The sequence below is a fragment of the Clostridium sp. genome (genome assembly GCF_040797585.1).
Classification (GTDB): domain Bacteria; phylum Bacillota; class Clostridia; order Clostridiales; family Clostridiaceae; genus Clostridium_Z.
Map to the genome: position 1 here is coordinate 1 of NZ_JBFNEO010000006.1, position 17,542 is coordinate 17,542.

Below are 17,542 nucleotides of genomic sequence, written 5' to 3' on the forward strand. Positions count from 1 at the left end.
GAACATCACTAACCTTATCTTCTATGGTTATCTTTGATATCTCCTTTTCTGCTATTTCAATGTTTGTTTTTAAAGGTGTAAAGAATTCATCTACCACCTTAACCCAAGTCTCATTACCTTCCTCTATATAGTCAAGTTTAAGCTCCATTCCTGCTGTAAACTCTACATCAACTATTTGATTAAAATATTCTTCCATAATGTTATTAACTATCTGTCCAAGTTCTGTTGGTATAAGATTTTTCTTTTCTCTCTCTACATACTTTCTTTGTAGTAAGGTTGATATAGTTGGAACATAGGTACTTGGTCTTCCTATACCCTTTTCTTCTAAAACCTTAACAAAGCTTGCTTCAGTAAATCTAGCTGGTGGTTGAGTGAAATGCTGGTTCCCATTAGATTTATTAAGCTTTAATATTTCATTCTCTAAAAGTTCTGGAAGTTTAGTACTCTCTTCCTCTTCTTCAGTTATATATTCATATACCTTCATAAATCCATCAAACTTAACAGTTGATCCACTAGCTCTAAAATTATATTTTCCATTTTCAACTTCTATTCCATAGGAATTTAGCTGTGCTGAAGCCATTTGACTGGCTATAAATCTATTCCATATTAAAGAATATAATTTATATTGCTCTTCTTTTAAACTTTTTTTAGCAATTTCTGGAGTTATTTCAATATAACTTGGCCTTATAGCTTCGTGAGCATCCTGTATATTCTTTTTCCCTTTATAAACCCTTGGTGTTTCTGGAGCATAGTTCTTTCCATAAAATTCTTCAATAAAAGATAATGCTGTCTCTTGAGCATCCTTAGATACTCTAACTGAATCTGTCCTCATATAGGTTATTAAACCTAAGGTTCCATGTCCTTTAACCTCTACTCCTTCATATAGTTGCTGAGCTACAGACATAGTTCTTTTAGTTTGAAAATTAAGCTTTCTATAAGCTTCTTGCTGAAGAGTACTTGTAGTAAAAGGAGCCATAGGGTTTTTGTTTTTTACAGATTTCTTTATCTTGCTTACTTTAAAATCTCCCTTTTTAATATAATCTAATATTAAATTACTTTCCTCTTCATTATTAACTTCAGCTTTTTTTCCTTCTATACTATGTAGCTTTACCTTAAATTTATTTTTTTCCTTTTGAAGCTCACATTCAATAGTCCAGTATTCTTTAGGTTCAAACTTACTTATCTCATCTTCTCTATTACATATTATGTTAAGAGCCGCTGATTGAACTCTACCTGCACTTAATCCCCACTTAACATTTTTCCATAATATAGGGCTTATTTCGTAACCAACTAATCTATCTAGTATTCTTCTTGCTTGTTGAGCATCTACTAAATCTTTATTAATTTCTCTTGGATTCTTTATAGAATTTTGTACTGCATTCTTAGTTATTTCATTAAATTCAATTCTACATTTCTCAGTTTCATCAATCTTTAACACATTAGCCAAATGCCAAGATATAGCCTCTCCCTCTCTATCAGGGTCAGTTGCCAGATATATTTTATCGCTTTTCTTAGCTAATTTTCTAAGCTTATCTAAAAGGTCACCTTTTCCTCTTATAGTTATATATTTAGGATTATAATTTTCTTCTATATTAACTCCTAATTGGCTCTTAGGAAGATCTCTAACATGCCCCATTGAAGCTTCCACCACAAAATTCTTTCCTAAATACTTACTTATAGTTTTTGCCTTTGCTGGTGATTCTACTATTACAAGTTTTTGTCCCATAAGCTACTCCATAATTTTAAATTTAATATGGAGAATTCACCCCCTGTGTGTCTTAATTAATTAAATGGCTTTCACATAAAAGTTTCCACTTAAAGCTAAAATTCTTTCTTCAAATTGCAATTCAAATAATAACTCATATAACACCTTTATGTCAATATTAGTTATTTTTATAATAGTATCAATATGCATAGGTTCATTCATTATTATATTGTATATTCTCTCTTTTAATGTATTATTCTCACTTTTATTATTTTCTTTTTGTAACCTTCTACAGTTTTTATGAATTTTCAGTAAACTTAAAATGTCTTCTATTTCCGTAAATGGATAAGCTCCATCTCTTATTAACTTATTACATCCCTTACTTAGTTCTGAATAAATAGGTCCTGGTACTGCCATTACATCCTTTCCTTGTTTAAGAGCATGAGATGCTGTGATTAAGGTTCCACTTTTATTACTTCCCTCTATTACAACCACTACCTCCCCTAAAGCACTTATAATCCTATTTCTTTGAGGAAAATTATAATTAATAGGAGGAGTCCCTGGAAGAAATTCGCTTATTACAAGTCCATTTTTTTCTATATCCTTAAATAACTTTGCATTTTCCCTAGGATATACAATATCAATTCCACAACCTAAAACTGCCAAGGTCTTGCTATTATTTTCTATAGATGTTAAATGCGCAATAGAATCTATACCTCTAGCTCCTCCACTTACTGTATTAACATTATACTGACTTAATTCCTTGACAATATATTTTGTGACCTCTTTTCCATAGTATGTGCAATTTCTTGATCCAACTATGGATACACTCCTTTCATTTATTACCTCTAGGTCTCCCTTATAAAAAATAATGAATGGTGGTTCTTCTATATTATAAAACTCCTTTGGATAATGTTCTTCACCATATAGAACATATCTCAATCCTTGTTCTTTAATCTTATCTATAATATTACTAATAGTTTCTTTATTAAAACTTCTTATAAGCTCCTCCATTTCCCTTAAAGTAAGCTTATTAAGTTTATAATTTACTATATTATAAAAAAGTTCTTCCTTATCATTATAAAGATCATATATATAGTTCTTCTTAGTATTGCTTATAGATGAAGAAGCTATCCAAAGAACAGTATTCATATCTCTTATATTCATACTCCATCCTCCTTTTTTATTTTTAAATTATATCCAATTTTTTTTTATGTATACAAATAATTTTTTCATTTATAAATTTTCTATACTGGATGGCTTCTATAATATGATTCTCTTTAACATAAAGGCTATTATCTAGATCTGCAATGGTTCTAGAGAGCTTTATTAGCTTATCATAGACTCTTGGACTTATATTATACTTTAAATATATTTTATCTAATATATTTAGAGCTCCTTTACTTACCTTTCCCAAATCCCGTATATGACTATGGTTCATTTCGCTATTACAATATATGTTTTTCTCCTTAAATCTTTCCCTTTGCTTCTTCCTAGCCTTCTCCACTCTTTTTCTAATTTCTTTAGAGGCTTCCCCAAGAGTCCCTCTTCCATTTAATTCTTCAATATCAACTGGAGGCACAAATATAAACATATCTATTCTATCTAGTAATGGTCCTGATAGCTTTTTAAGATATTTTTCCTTTTCTCTTTCTGTACAAGAACATCTTTTATATGGGGAATTGGACAATGAAAAACCACAAATGCAAGGATTCATGGATCCTATTAAAACGAAGCTTGCAGGGTACTCTACAGTTCCACTTAATCTAGATACAGTTATCTTTCTATCCTCTAAAGGTTGTCTTAATACCTCTAACACTTCTTTTTTAAACTCTAGTATCTCATCTAAATATAATATTCCATTATGAGCTAAGGTTATCTCTCCTGGTCTTAAATTCCTTCCTCCACCAACTAGGGTCACATTAGATGTGGTATGGTGAGGACTTCTAAAGGGCCTTTCTTTAACTAATCCATTATCTTTATTAAGTATTCCACAGACACTATATATTTTAGTAACTTCTAATGCCTCATCATAGCTTAATTCTGGCAATATACTTGGAATTCTATTAGCAAGCATTGATTTGCCTGTTCCTGGTTCTCCATAGAGTAAAACACTATGTCCTCCAGCGCTGGCCACTTCTAACGCTCTTTTTACACTCTCTTGTCCTATTACATCCTTAAAATCTCCTACCTTACTTAAGGTATGACTCTCCTCTTCAAGAACATATGGCATAACATCTTTATAAGTCAAAAATCCTATAACTTCTTTTAAGTTCTCAAAGGCATATACCTTTGTATCTTTTATAATGGAACATTCTTTTGCATTATCATAGGGTACAATAAAATTTTTAAATCCTTTATTACTTGCTTCAATTACTATAGGAAGTATTCCCTTAACCCCTCTTAACTCTCCATTCAAAGAAAGTTCTCCAAGAATTACAAATTCTTCCTCATTAAATTCTTGTATTTGTTCACTCATTCTAAGTATAGCTAAAGCAATAGAAAGATCAAAGTAAGTTCCTTCTTTTTTAAGATTCCCCGGAGCTAAATTTACAATTATCCTTCCCAAAGGAAAATTAAATCCACTATTTATTATTGCACTTCTAACTCTCTCTTTAGACTCTTTCACTGTAATATCCGGAAGACCCACTATAGTAAATGATGGAAGAGACCTAACTATATCCACCTCTACCATTACTATTTCCCCTTCTATTCCTCTTATTGTAGCACTATTTAAGTTAATAGCCATATAATCACCTCACTGTGATTATTGACATATAAAGTATATTTTATAATTCTTTATCCTTAACTTTAAATAATACATTTATAAGTGTCATCAGCATCATAGCAATAAATCCACTTAATATAAATGTCCCTTTTGGTCCTACAGCATTAGATAAAGCCCCTGTGAACATACTTCCAATAGGTGTTACTCCTGCGAATAACATGTTATAAACACTCATTACCCGGCCTCTATACTCATCTTTACTACTTAGTTGCACCCTTGAATTTGCACTAGTTGAAAAGGACACATTAAAAATTCCAATACAAGCTAAAAATAATGATAAAGTATAGTATTTAGTTGTTATGCCTATAATTATCAATAGAATAGAAACTATGTATCCTATTATTTGTATAGATTTTTCCTTAGGCATAGAACTTTTCTTTGTTGCCATTCTTAAGGCTCCAATTAAGGATCCTACTCCTAAGGAGGACATTAGAAATCCATACTCTTTACTACTTAATCCTAAAACCTCTGTAGAAAAAATAGGTATCAATACACTATAATTAAATGCAAAAATTCCTATTACCACTATAAAAACAAAAGTCCTTACTAAAGCCTTATTACCTTTTATATATGCTAATCCCTCCTTAATTTCCTTTATTACACTACCATTATCAAATTTATCTTTTTTTGCAACTATTCCTCTTATGCTATATATTCCAAAAATCACCGGAATAAAAGTCACTGCATTTATAAAATAACAAGGAGCAATTCCCACATATCCTATTAAGAGTCCACCAATACCAGGACCTAAGATTCTTGCCGCATTAAATATAGTAGAGTTAAGGGCTATAGCATTCATAAGATTCTTTTTTCCTACGAGTTCTATAACAAAAGAATGACGTGTTGGAAAGTCAATAGAGTTTAAACTTCCAACTAAAAAGGCTATAATCATTAAATGCCAATACTCTATTGTGTTAGTATAAACTAATATTCCCTGCAAAATGGCCATAATCATAAGTCCAACCTGGGTAAATATTAAAATATTACGTTTATTGAATCTATCTACTATTACCCCCGAAAACAAAGAAAATAACATAAGTGGCAAAAATTGAAGTGCATTTATAACCCCTAAAAGAAAGGCCGTATTTTCCGTAGCAATCTCTAAAACTAACCAGCTTTGAGTTGTATTTTGTATCCAAGTACCAATTAAAGAAACACACTGACCAAACCAGAAATATCTAAAATTTCTATGAGTTAACGCCGGAAATCTATTTTTTACTACTTTTTTTAAACTTAAAGATCTATACATAAAACCCCAACCTTTTCCTGTTTTTACATCTTAAATATACCATATATTTAAGTGTCTTTTTAACATTTTAGTAAAAAGTGTTATGGAATAATAAAAATCTGTATTAATTAGGAGGTATTATGAAAAATTTAAATAAATCTATAGGATCTTATGGCGAAACTATAGGTTGTGATTTTCTAATTAAAGAGGGATATAAAATCCTTCATAGAAACTTCTACTGCAAAATAGGAGAAATAGACATAATAGGCTTAGACAAGGATGTTTTATGTTTTATCGAAGTGAAAACTAGATTCTCCACTAAATACGGTTATCCCATGGAAGCTATAAATAAACCTAAGGCTTTAAAACTTAAGAAACTAGCAGAATTTTATATAATAAAAAAAGGGCTTACCAAACACTTTATAAGGTTTGATGCCCTTGAAATCTTTTTAAATACAAAGGATGATAACTATAGATTTAATCTTATTAAAAATGTTCTAAGCTTTTAATCTAGAGTATTTTCTATATTCCTTAAAAAACTTCTTCTATGTATTTTAGTTATACCATGATTCTTTATACCTTCTATATGTTTCTTAGTTCCATATCCAGCATTATTATTAAAATCATAATCTGGATAAATTTTATGATACTCTTTCATAAGATTATCCCTATAAACCTTAGCTATTATAGATGCACATGCTATAGATGCACTATGAGCATCTCCTTTTATTATAGATTTATTCTTAATTTTAAAGTCTTTTATCATATACCCATCGGACAATACAAGGTCTGGCTTTATTTTTAAAGAATAACAAGCATCCTTAAATACCTTATTATTACAATAAGCTATACCTTTTTCATCTATTTCTAAATTAGAAGCTTCACTTATACTATAACTAAGTGCTTTTTCTTTTATTATCTCACTAAGTTCCTCTCTCTTTCCCTCTGATAAGGCCTTAGAATCATTTATATAGAGTATTATATCTTCTATACTCTTTAAATCTAAAACTACAGCAGCGGCCACTATAGGCCCTGCTAAAGGTCCACGACCTACCTCATCCACTCCTGCTACAATTAAGTTTTCTCCAAAACTTCTATCAAAATCATAAAGTTTTCTAACTCTAATATTCTCTTCCTTATATTTAATGTAGTTTCTCTCTAATTTACCCATTAGAGAGGTTACATTTTTTCTCTTATCATCACTTATAAGACTCGCCAAAAATTCTATATCCTTATCTTTAAGAAGGGTAATGTCTAAAGCATCTACTGCTTCTTTTATCTCCTTAAACTTAAAATTTTGAAGAGTATTTATATTTAACAAATCCATATGATAAATCTCCTAACCTTAAGGTGTTTCTAAGGATATATTCCCTATTTTTCCACCTCTAAATTCATCTAAGAGCATAACAGCAACCCTGTTATAGTCTATGGCTCCCCCACCCATAATAGCTCCTCTTTTTTTTGCAATAGTATCTAAAGTATCTAATGGATTTTCACATATATCTTGAAGCTTATATCTTGTTTTTAAATTCTCAGGATACATATTTTGAAGTTTCTCTACAAGTTTTAATGCTAATTCTTCAACATCCATTATTTCATCCTTTATAGCTCCTGTGAAAGCTAAACTTAAAGCTACTTCTTCATCTTCAAATTTAGGCCAAAGTATTCCTGGAGTATCCATAAGTTCTATACCTATTTTAGTCTTTATCCATTGCTTATTTTTAGTGACTCCTGGTCTATCTCCTGTCTTAGCAATATTATTTTGAGCCATTTTATTTATAAAAGATGATTTCCCCACATTAGGTATCCCAACTACCATAGCCCTCATTACTATATTTTTAAGTCCTTTAGCTTTAAGTCTATCATGTTTTTCTTTTAAAAGTTCTTCCATCATAGGCTTAATATTTTTAAGTCCTTCTCCCTTTACACAATTAACCTCAAGAGCTCTTATGTCTTCCTTTGTTAATTCCTTTATCCATTTCTTCGTAGTGTTCTTCTCACAGAGATCGCTTTTGTTTAGAAGTATTATTCTTGGTTTTCCCTTACATAACTCTTCTATTTCTGGATTAGAACTAGATTTTGGTATTCTAGCATCCCTTATTTCTATAACTACATCTACTAACTTTAAATTTTCTTTTATTTCTCTTCTGGTCTTAACCATATGTCCCGGAAACCAGTTAATAGCCATTAAAGTCACCCTCTCTAAATATATTTTATTTATAACCATAAACCGTACTTTTCCATTCTTTTAAATAGAAGATTACAGCTTTTATACCTATTTATAAGATTTCTAATGCTCTAAGATTTTAATATAAACTCTTAACTTATTCATTAATAGAACGATTCTTCCTTCAGCTGGTGTTCTTTCCAGCATCTGAAGGTTAGATGAGTTAATCTAGGGGTGTAGCAACTGTTATTCCCCACCTTTTAAGAGGATGGGGTGTTACAGCTCCTAGCCATCAGATAAACTTTACATAATTATAATTCTCATATTATTTTGCATAAAAAATTTCATTAAAGCAAATATAATTAATTTAAATCATTATATTTATGTAAATAAAAGAGGGGCATTAACCCCTCTTTTAATAAAATATGTTATATTATGCTCTGATTAATTCCTTAACCTTAGCTGCCTTACCTACTCTATCTCTTAAGTAGAATAACTTAGCTCTTCTTACCTTACCTCTTCTTACTACTTCTAGTTTTTCAACTATTGGAGCATTAACTGGGAAAGTTCTTTCAACACCAACACCGTAAGCTAATCTTCTTACTGTGAAAGTTTCTCTAACTCCACCATTTTGTCTCTTTATAACAGTTCCTTCGAACATTTGTGTTCTTTCTCTGTTTCCTTCTTTAACCTTAACGTATACTTTAACAGTATCTCCTACGTTGAAGCTTGGTAAATCGCTTCTTAATTGTTCAGCTTCTATAGCTCTTATTAATTCGTTCATGTGCATTCCCTCCTTAAAATAATCTTGACGTTCTTACAGTATAAATACCATAGAGGACCGCCCGTACTAGCACAAAGCTTATTATATCATAGTTACATTTAATAGTTCAATATATTTTATTCATTTTTAAGAAGTTTTTTATCTTCTTTTGTAAGTAGAATTTTCTTATAAAGATCTGGTCTTCTCTCCTTAGTTATTCTAAGAGACATAAGCCTTCTCCATTTTCTTATATTCTCATGATGACCAGAAAGCAAAACATCTGGTACTTTTTCTCCGTGAAAAATTTCTGGTCTTGTATATTGAGGATACTCTAAGGTTCCATTATAATAAGACTCTTCCATAAAACTATCTTCCTTTGATAATACTCCTGGAACAAGTCTTAAGATACTGTCTATAACTGGTATACATGCCATTTCTCCTCCTGTAAGAACGAAATCTCCAAGAGAAATCTCCATATCTATGTATTTATAAACCCTCTCATCAATACCTTCATAATGCCCGCATAAAAATATAAGTTCTTTTTCTTTACTTAACTCTTCAGCCATACTATGGTTGAAAGTTTTTCCACGAGGACCAAGAAAAATAACCTTACCCTTATTTTCCTTCTTAACCTCTTCTATAGAAGAAACTATAGGCTGAGGAGTCATAACCATTCCTGCCCCTCCACCATAGGGATAATCATCTACCTTTTTATGCTTATTTTCTGAATAATCTCTTATATTATAGGTATCTATGGAGATTAAATCTTTTTCCTTAGCTCTACCTATTATACTTTCATCAAAGATATTAAACATATCTGGAAAAAGAGTTAGAATACTAATCTTCATCTTGCCATTCTCCCACTGGTTTAATAACTATCTTCTTATTTTCAACATCTATATCATATACTATTTCCTTAAGTACAGGAACTAAAACTTCCTTCTTTCCATTTTTCACCCAATATACATCATTATAACCAGTTTTTATTACTTCCTTAACTTCACCTATAAAAACTTCATTACTATCATAAACAGAACATCCAATAATGTCTACTATAAAATGAGTGTCTTTAGAAAGTCTTACTGCATCTTCTCTTCTTATATTTAAGTACTTATTTCTAAGTTTTTCCGCATCATCCATTGACTCTACGCCTTCAAGCTTTAAAATAGCTCTATCCGCTTGAAGCTTACACCAAACAACCTTTATCTCTTTATCATCAATAAAAACAGTCTTCAATTTTTTAAATCTTTTTACATTATCTGTTAAAGGAAAAACCTTTACTTCTCCTTTAACACCATGAGGCTTTGATATTTGTCCAACAGTCATAAATTCTTTCATAATATATCACCACCTAAATTTAATTCCAATTTAAAAATAAATTAATTAAAAAGAGCTAGGCAAAACCTAACTCCTTCTAATTTAGTATTTCTACTACCACTCTTTTATTTTCCTTTATTGCTGCGGCTTTTACAACGGTTCTAATAGCTTTCGCTATTCTGCCTTGTTTTCCTATAACTTTGCCCATATCATCTTGAGAAACTTTAAGCTCTATTATAATAGATTGTTCTCCAGTGATTTCATTAACTTCAACTAAATCCGGATTATCCACCAAGGATTTAGCGATAATTTCGACTAAGTTTTTCATTCAAAGCTTCTCATAAGATACTTAATAACATATCCTATGAGAATTCACCTCCTAACCAATACTGGATTAAACTCCAGCTCTACCGAAAAGCTTCTTTACGATATCTGTTGGTTGAGCTCCGTTTGCCATCCACTTCTTAGCCTTTTCGCCATCTATCTTTAGCTCTTGAGGCTCAGCAACAGGATTGTAATATCCTATTTCTTCTATGAATCTTCCGTCTCTTGGACTTCTTGAATCAGCAACAACTACTCTGTAGAAAGGAGCCTTCTTAGATCCCATTCTTCTTAATCTTATCTTTACTGCCATGTGTTTCACCTCCTTTAAAACTTTAGTATATTTATTACATGAAAGGAAGTTTACCTAAAAATCCTTTTTTAGAATTTTTCTGCATGCCCTTCATCTGCTTTGTCATTTTCTTCATCTGCTCAAAACTCTTTAAAAGTTTATTTACATCTTGAATAGTGGTCCCTGAACCCTTTGCTATTCTCTTTCTTCTAGAACCAGAAGAGGAGATTAAGTGAGGATTACGTCTTTCCTTCGCGGTCATAGAATTAATTATCGCCTCGGTTTTACCCATTTCCTTTTCTCCTTGGCTTAAATCAATGCCTTGAAGTTCCTTTCCTCCTATACCTGGCATCATCTCTAGAAGCTTGTTTAAAGGTCCAAGTTTCTTTATTTGAGCCATGGCTTGAAGGAAATCTTCGAAGTTAAACTCTTGGTTTAACATTCTATTTCCAAGTTCTTTTGCTTCTTTTTCATCTATAGCTTGCTGAGCTTTTTCAATTAGGGATAACACATCACCCATTCCAAGTATTCTAGATGCCATTCTATCTGGATAGAAGACTTCTAAATCATTCATCTTCTCTCCAACACCTACAAACTTTATAGGCTTATTTGTCATAGACCTTATGGAAAGAGCAGCTCCCCCTCTTGTATCTCCATCAAGCTTTGTTAATATAACTCCTGAAATGTCTAATGATTCATTGAAGGTTTCAGCTACATTTACAGCGTCTTGACCTGTCATTGAGTCAACTACTAGTAATATTTCGTTAGGATCTATATTGTTCTTTACATCCTTAAGTTCTTGCATAAGCTCTTCATCTATATGAAGTCTTCCTGCTGTATCTACTATAACTACATTAAGTCCATTATTTCTTGCATGTTCTATTGAGGCCTTGGCAATATCCACTGGACTTACCTTATCTCCCATTGTGAACACTGGAACATCTATCTGACCTCCAACTGTTTGTAACTGCTTTATAGCAGCTGGTCTATATATATCCCCTGCAACAAGTAATGGTTTTTTATTTCTCTTTCTAAGTGATAAAGCAAGCTTTCCTGCCATGGTAGTTTTACCTGCACCCTGAAGTCCTACAAGCATTATAACTGTAAGTCCCTTATCATCAAATTCTATCTTGCTTTCACTATTCCCCATAAGAGCTGTAAGCTCATCATTAACTATCTTAACCACCTGTTGTCCTGGTGTCAAACTTTCAAGTACTTCACTTCCTGAACATTTCTCACTAACAGATTTTATAAAGCTTTTAACTACCTTATAGTTAACATCTGCCTCTAATAGAGCAAGCTTAACTTCTCTCATGGCTTCTTTTACGTCTTTTTCTGTTAGCCTTCCTTTGCCTTTTAACTTTTTAAGTGTATCTTGAAGTTTTGATGCTAATCCTTCAAAAGCCATGTTAAAACCTCCTACATTTAAATGGTTTCCTTGACAAGTTGCTCTATTTTATAAATCTTTTTCTTCTGTGCTTCATCTATTATTTGGTGATCCAAACTATTAAGCTCCTTAAGTATTTTTTCTTTAGCTTTTTCTTGATTCAAGCTTTTTTCAAGAAGTCTTAATTTCTCTTCATAAGATAAAAGTTGTTTATAACATCTTTTAATTAAATCATGTATTGCTTGCCTACTGGTCTCATTTAATTCAGATATTTCTTTTAAAGATAAATCTTCATTATAATAAAGCATCATAATGTTTTTTTGTTTATCTGTTAAAAGCTCTCCGTAGAAGTCCATAAGCAAGGATATCTCTATTCTTTCTTCCATATCAATCACCTAACTTACAAAAGATATAATATCAAAACTCTAGAGCACTGTCAAGTATTTTTACTTAACACTTTTTAAAAAAGTGCCTCAACAAATTCTTCTTCATTGAATTTTTGAAGATCTTCTATTCCCTCTCCAACTCCTATATACTTTACTGGTATATTAAGTTCTCTAACTATAGATATTACAACTCCCCCTTTAGCGGTTCCATCAAGCTTTGTAAGAATTATTCCATCTATATCACAAACCTCTTTAAATTGCTTTGCTTGAATTACTGCATTTTGCCCTGTAGTTCCATCTAGTACTAGAAGGGTTTCTTTCTTGTAATCTTTAAGTTCCCTGTCTATTATTCTATTTATTTTTGAAAGCTCATCCATAAGATTTTTCTTATTATGAAGTCTCCCTGCTGTATCACATATTAAAACATCTACCTTTCTTGCTTTTGCAGCAGATATAGCATCAAATACAACGGCAGCTGGATCTGATCCTTCTTGATGTTTTATTAAATCTACATTAGCTCTTTGACTCCAAACTTCTAACTGATCTATAGCTGCTGCTCTAAATGTATCTGCTGCAGCTAATAAAACCTTTTTCCCCTGTTTTTTATATTGAGCTGCTATTTTACCTATGGATGTGGTTTTTCCAACCCCATTAACCCCTATGATTAAAATAACTTTTTCTCCTTTACTTTCTTCAGCCTCTTTAGTTCCTTCCTTCATCATGTCACTTATGACTCTTTTAAGGCAAGGTCTAACCTCTGCTATATCTTTTATCTTCTCTTCTCTTATTCTCTTTCTAAGTCTCTCTATAATCTCTACAGAGGTATCTACCCCTATATCTGAAGTAATTAGTATTTCTTCTAATTCCTCATAAAGGTCCTCATCAATAGTCACTGCTAAATTGAATACCTCGTTCATTTTATCTGTTAGGTTATCCCTTGTCTTTGAAAGTCCAGATTTTAATTTTTCAAAAAATCCTCCAAACATGTCTTTCCTCCTTTTATTTATCACTTAAATCCACAGAAACAATCTTAGAAACACCCTTCTCCTCCATGGTAACACCATAAAGAACATCACTAGCTTCCATTGTTCCCTTTCTATGGGTTATTACTATAAATTGTATATTTCCCGCAAATTGTTTTAAAAACTCTGCATATCTATTAACATTTGAATCATCTAAGGCTGCTTCTATTTCATCTAGTATACAGAATGGTGTAGGCTTCATTTTTAGTATAGCAAATAATAAGGCAATGGCAGATAAAACTTTTTCTCCACCAGACATAAGGTTTATATTCTGAAGCTTCTTTCCTGGTGGCTGAACATTTATTTCTATATTAGCAGAAAGTTCATCTCCTTCTCCTAATATTAAGTCTGCACTTCCCCCTTTAAATAGCTCTTTAAAGGTTTCATTAAAGTTTTCTCTAAGCACCTTAAAATTACTATTAAAAACATCCTTCATTTTTGAAGTCATTTCATCTATTACACTTATAAGTTCTCCCTTGGCCTTATCTAAATCTTCCCTTTGGCTACTCATAAATTTATATTTTGTAGTTACCTCTTCGTATTCCTCTATAGCACCTAGATTAACTGTTCCAATAGCTGATATTTTGTTCTTTAGTCTTCCTATATTTCTTTTAAAATCCTCTAAATCAAAAACCTCTACACTTAAATCTAAAGCTTCTGCTAAAGTTAAATTCATATCTTCATTAAGCTTAGAATAAAGAGAATTTTCCTCCACTTCATATTTAGCTTTTATTATGTGCTTTTTGTTTATTAAGTCATCTAATTTATTAAGATCTAAATTTAAGGTTTCTATCCTATTATTATTTATCTTTATTTCTTCCTTAAGCTTAACCCTCTTAGCCTCATAAGCTTCAAATTCACTTTTCATTCCTTGAATTTTTTTATTTAGTTCTTCTATTATTTTTTTATTGTCCTCTATGCTTTTTATACTCTCTTCTTTAGCTAAAATATTATTATCTATATCTTTTTTTATAAGATTTTCTTTAAGACTTAATTCCTCTATATCTTTTTCTAATCTTTTTATTTCTTTAATTTTACTTCCTAGATTCTCATCTATTTGTGCCTTTTTAATCTTAAACTCTACTATCTTTTCTTTATGTATTGTTAAAGCCTCTTCTTTACTTATTAATTCCTTTTCCTTTAAGTCTTTACTCTTCTTTAAAATTTCTTCTTCTTCTTTTAATTTTAATATATTTTTATTTTTAGCTTCTAACTCCTCATAACTTCTATTTATTTTTTCTGTTACTAGATCTTTTTCCTTAAGAGATATATTTAAACTCTCTTTTAATTTGTTATTTTCATTTACTATATTTCCTATTTCTCCTTGAACTCTAGTAACTTCTATATTATTAAAATGTATCTCATCTTTTAGGTTTAAACATTTATCATCTAATTTCTTAAAACTATTTTTCTCAAGAAGAACCTTAGCATTTAAATCCTTTAAATATATAGATAAGTCTTTTAAATCTTTTTCTATATCTTCTATTTCTCGTTTTCTTCCTATTATGTTTACATTTTTATTATATATACTTCCTCCAGTAAGAGCCCCTCCTGGATTTATGACTTCTCCTTGAAGTGTTACTATTTTATAGGAATAATCCGTATATTTTGCAAAGTTTAAGGCATTATCCATGGAATCACAAATTAAAGTTCTACCTAGGACATAGTTTATAGCTGGTGTAAACTTCTCTTCATAGGAAATAAGATCACTAGCTATTCCTATATATCCCTTTATTTTTTTTATATTATCGTTTAAATTTATTTTTCTTCCTCTTATTATAGTTAAAGGAAGGAATGTAGCCCTACCTAGATTATTCTTTTTAAGATGAGCTATTAGTGTTTTAGCTATAGATTCATCCTCTGTAATTATATCAGAAATTCCTCCACCTAAAGCAATCTCAATGGAAGTTTCATATTCTTTTTTTACTTGAATAACTTCTCCTAGAACATGACACTTTCCCTTCATATTAGAAATTCTTTCTTCATTAACTTCTTTCATAATGAGCTTTACTGCCCTTGCGTAACCTTCATACTGTTTATGAAGATTTCTAAGCATCTGCTGATTTGCCTCTAGCTTATTAAGTGTTATGTTTTTTTCTCTAAGATCCTTTTCATGCTCATTTATAATGCTTAAAAGCCTATTCATTTCCTTTTTACTAGTTTTTATATCATCATTAATAGACTCTATTTTTTTTAAAAGTTCTTCCTTATTATTGTCTAACATATTCTTTGTCGTTATATTAATCTTTAAAGAATTATTAGCATTATTACAAGATGTCTCTAAAACTTTTAGTTTCCCATTAAGACTTTCTATATCTTTATTTAATATCTCTACTTTATTTTCCTCTGAGGATATATCCCTTAGAGCCTTTATCTCTTTCTCTCTTAAGTCTACAGTACTATTTTCAATATCCTTAAGTGTTCTATTATGGTTCTGTATTACAGTTTCTAAGGATTCAATTTCTTTATTTATTAATGTTTCACTTTCCTTATCTAATAAAAGTTTATCCTCATTTTCTTTTTTACTATGTATAAGGTTTTTAACTTTATCTTTTTCATACTGAATTTCTTTATAATTTTTATCTATGTTTAACTCTATATTCTTTATTCTCTCATTAAGAAGTTGATTTTCCCCTTCAAGTTCTTGTGCCTTTTCCTTACTGGTATAATATATTACCTTATCTTCACTTGATTTTCTCTCCTCATCTTCCAATGTATTTTCTAGTTTTTCCGCAATTTCCTTAAAGTTATCTTTCTCCTTTTGATGTCCATCTATATCCTTACTTAAATTCTTTATTTCCTCATCTATATTCTTAATATTTACCTTTATCTTATCTATAGAATCAACTATTAATGATATTTCTAATGTTTTTAGTTCCTCTGAAAGAACTATAAACTTTTCCGCTTTCTCATTTTCTATTCTAAGAGGCTCAATTCTCTCCTCATAGGTTCCTATAATATCATTGATTCTCACTAAGTTTTGCTCTGTATTATTAAGTTTTTTTTCAGCTTCTTCTTTTCTTGTTTTAAACTTTACTATCCCTGCTGCTTCTTCAAGAAGAGCTCTTCTCTCTTCTGCCTTACCACTTAATATGGCATCTATTTTACCCTGCCCTATAATAGAATAGCCTTCTTTACCTATTCCAGTATCCATAAAAAGTTCATGGATATCTTTAAGTCTACAAGAGGTATTATTTATAAAGTATTCACTTTCCCCTGACCTATATAGCCTTCTTGAGATGGTTATATCTGAATATTCAATAGGAAGTTCCCCTTCAGCATTATCTAAAGTTAAAGCTACCTGGGCAAGTCCTACTGGTTTTCTATATTGAGTTCCTGAAAAGATAATATCCTCCATCTTTCCACCTCTAAGACTCTTTGCACTTTGTTCTCCTAAAACCCATCTAATTGCATCTGAAATATTACTTTTACCACTACCATTAGGTCCTACTACAGCAGTAACTCCTGGTTTAAAAGCTAGCTCTGTTTTATCTGCAAAGGATTTAAAACCTCTTATTTCCATAGACTTTAAAAACATATATTCACTTCTCCTTCTAAACTTATCCTAATACCACTGGTAATAAAGATAACACAAACACTAAAATCATGAAAATTACTAATACTTTAGTTAACTTTTTTCTTGTTTTTGCTTTCATCCTAAACACTCCTTTAATTCTTACAACATTCTATTTTTCAACTATAACTTATATTTTTCTAAATTTAACTTTTCATGAATACAGCCTTTGATAAGCTTATGCATTTATAAAAGCAATGTTAAACTCAAAAGTGAAAAATATTCACTTTATCTTATATTAGTTTATAAAAAATATAGTAAAATATCAAGAAACTCCTCTAATTATAAAAAGACCTTGTTTTAACCAAGGTCTTTTTATTTATCTAGGTTCAACTATGAATTTAATAGCAGTACGTTCCTCACCTTCAATTTTTATCTCTGAGAAAGCTGGTATTATAACTAAATCTATACCATTTGGTGCAACAAAACCTCTTGTTATAGCAATAGCTTTTATTGCTTGATTAACAGCCCCTGCTCCTACAGCTTGTATTTCCGCATTTTCTCTATCCCTAAGTACAGCCGCTAAAGCACCTGCCACTGACTTTGGTTGGGATTGTGCTGATACCTTTAATACTTCCATAATAACTCCTCC

General features: G+C 30.8%; 18 protein-coding genes. 1 reads left to right on the forward strand and 17 read right to left on the reverse strand.

Annotated features, from left to right (window positions below):
* The 4 genes from topA to AB2369_RS00750 form a co-directional block, all read right to left on the reverse strand.
* Positions 1-1,726, reverse strand: a 1,726-nt coding sequence (gene topA, locus AB2369_RS00735) for a type I DNA topoisomerase (protein WP_367664552.1), incomplete at its 3' end; no start/stop codon positions are given.
* Between the two features lie 60 nt (positions 1,727-1,786).
* Positions 1,787-2,872, reverse strand: coding sequence for a DNA-processing protein DprA (gene dprA, locus AB2369_RS00740; protein WP_367664553.1), 1,086 nt, complete (start codon positions 2,870-2,872; stop codon positions 1,787-1,789).
* Between the two features lie 22 nt (positions 2,873-2,894).
* Positions 2,895-4,454 carry a YifB family Mg chelatase-like AAA ATPase gene (locus AB2369_RS00745; protein WP_367664554.1) on the reverse strand — a complete coding sequence of 520 codons (1,560 nt, stop codon included), beginning with the start codon at positions 4,452-4,454 and terminating at the stop codon, positions 2,895-2,897.
* Positions 4,455-4,494: 40 nt separating this feature from the next.
* Positions 4,495-5,742: an MFS transporter gene (locus AB2369_RS00750; protein WP_367664555.1), complete on the reverse strand. Its 1,248-nt coding sequence runs from the start codon at positions 5,740-5,742 to the stop codon at positions 4,495-4,497.
* Between the two features lie 119 nt (positions 5,743-5,861).
* On the opposite strand from AB2369_RS00750, the gene AB2369_RS00755 reads away from it, so the two are divergent.
* Entirely contained in the window at positions 5,862-6,230 is a 369-nt protein-coding gene (locus tag AB2369_RS00755) for a YraN family protein (RefSeq protein WP_367664556.1), read from the forward strand.
* Here AB2369_RS00755 and AB2369_RS00760 read toward each other — a convergent pair.
* The 13 genes from AB2369_RS00760 to AB2369_RS00820 form a co-directional block, all read right to left on the reverse strand.
* Positions 6,227-7,048, reverse strand: a complete 822-nt coding sequence (locus tag AB2369_RS00760) for a ribonuclease HII (RefSeq protein WP_367664557.1) — start codon at positions 7,046-7,048, stop codon at positions 6,227-6,229. The two genes, AB2369_RS00755 and AB2369_RS00760, sit on opposite strands and share 4 nt — an antisense overlap.
* An 18-nt stretch (positions 7,049-7,066) precedes the next feature.
* A complete protein-coding gene (ylqF, locus tag AB2369_RS00765; RefSeq protein ID WP_367664558.1) occupies positions 7,067-7,909 on the reverse strand; it encodes a ribosome biogenesis GTPase YlqF in 843 nt (280 codons plus the stop codon).
* Positions 7,910-8,321: 412 nt separating this feature from the next.
* Entirely contained in the window at positions 8,322-8,672 is a 351-nt protein-coding gene (rplS, locus tag AB2369_RS00770) for a 50S ribosomal protein L19 (protein WP_367664559.1), read from the reverse strand.
* Positions 8,673-8,788: 116 nt separating this feature from the next.
* Positions 8,789-9,499: a tRNA (guanosine(37)-N1)-methyltransferase TrmD gene (gene trmD / locus AB2369_RS00775; RefSeq protein WP_367664560.1), complete on the reverse strand. Its 711-nt coding sequence runs from the start codon at positions 9,497-9,499 to the stop codon at positions 8,789-8,791.
* Positions 9,489-9,989 (reverse strand): ribosome maturation factor RimM, encoded by a 501-nt coding sequence (rimM, locus tag AB2369_RS00780; RefSeq protein ID WP_367664561.1) that lies wholly within the window; start codon positions 9,987-9,989, stop codon positions 9,489-9,491. Before rimM ends, trmD begins: the two co-directional genes overlap by 11 nt.
* Positions 9,990-10,065: 76 nt before the next feature.
* A complete protein-coding gene (locus tag AB2369_RS00785) occupies positions 10,066-10,296 on the reverse strand; it encodes a KH domain-containing protein (protein WP_027634198.1) in 231 nt (76 codons plus the stop codon).
* 66 nt (positions 10,297-10,362) lie between these two features.
* A complete protein-coding gene (rpsP, locus tag AB2369_RS00790) occupies positions 10,363-10,602 on the reverse strand; it encodes a 30S ribosomal protein S16 (protein ID WP_367664562.1) in 240 nt (79 codons plus the stop codon).
* Positions 10,603-10,636: 34 nt separating this feature from the next.
* Positions 10,637-11,989: a signal recognition particle protein gene (gene ffh / locus AB2369_RS00795; RefSeq protein ID WP_367664563.1), complete on the reverse strand. Its 1,353-nt coding sequence runs from the start codon at positions 11,987-11,989 to the stop codon at positions 10,637-10,639.
* 17 nt (positions 11,990-12,006) lie between these two features.
* Complete coding sequence (locus tag AB2369_RS00800; protein WP_367664564.1) at positions 12,007-12,354, reverse strand: putative DNA-binding protein; 348 nt, start codon at positions 12,352-12,354, stop codon at positions 12,007-12,009.
* Between the two features lie 74 nt (positions 12,355-12,428).
* The gene (gene ftsY / locus AB2369_RS00805; protein ID WP_367664565.1) at positions 12,429-13,340 is read right to left on the reverse strand and encodes a signal recognition particle-docking protein FtsY; all 912 of its coding nucleotides are present in this window, start codon (positions 13,338-13,340) and stop codon (positions 12,429-12,431) included.
* A 13-nt stretch (positions 13,341-13,353) separates the two neighbouring features.
* Positions 13,354-16,914 (reverse strand): chromosome segregation protein SMC, encoded by a 3,561-nt coding sequence (gene smc, locus AB2369_RS00810; RefSeq protein WP_367664566.1) that lies wholly within the window; start codon positions 16,912-16,914, stop codon positions 13,354-13,356.
* A 22-nt stretch (positions 16,915-16,936) separates the two neighbouring features.
* Positions 16,937-17,032, reverse strand: a complete 96-nt coding sequence (locus AB2369_RS00815) for a DUF4044 domain-containing protein (protein WP_367664567.1) — start codon at positions 17,030-17,032, stop codon at positions 16,937-16,939.
* A 237-nt stretch (positions 17,033-17,269) separates the two neighbouring features.
* Positions 17,270-17,530: a stage V sporulation protein S gene (locus tag AB2369_RS00820; RefSeq protein ID WP_367664568.1), complete on the reverse strand. Its 261-nt coding sequence runs from the start codon at positions 17,528-17,530 to the stop codon at positions 17,270-17,272.
* Positions 17,531-17,542: the final 12 nt, after the last annotated feature.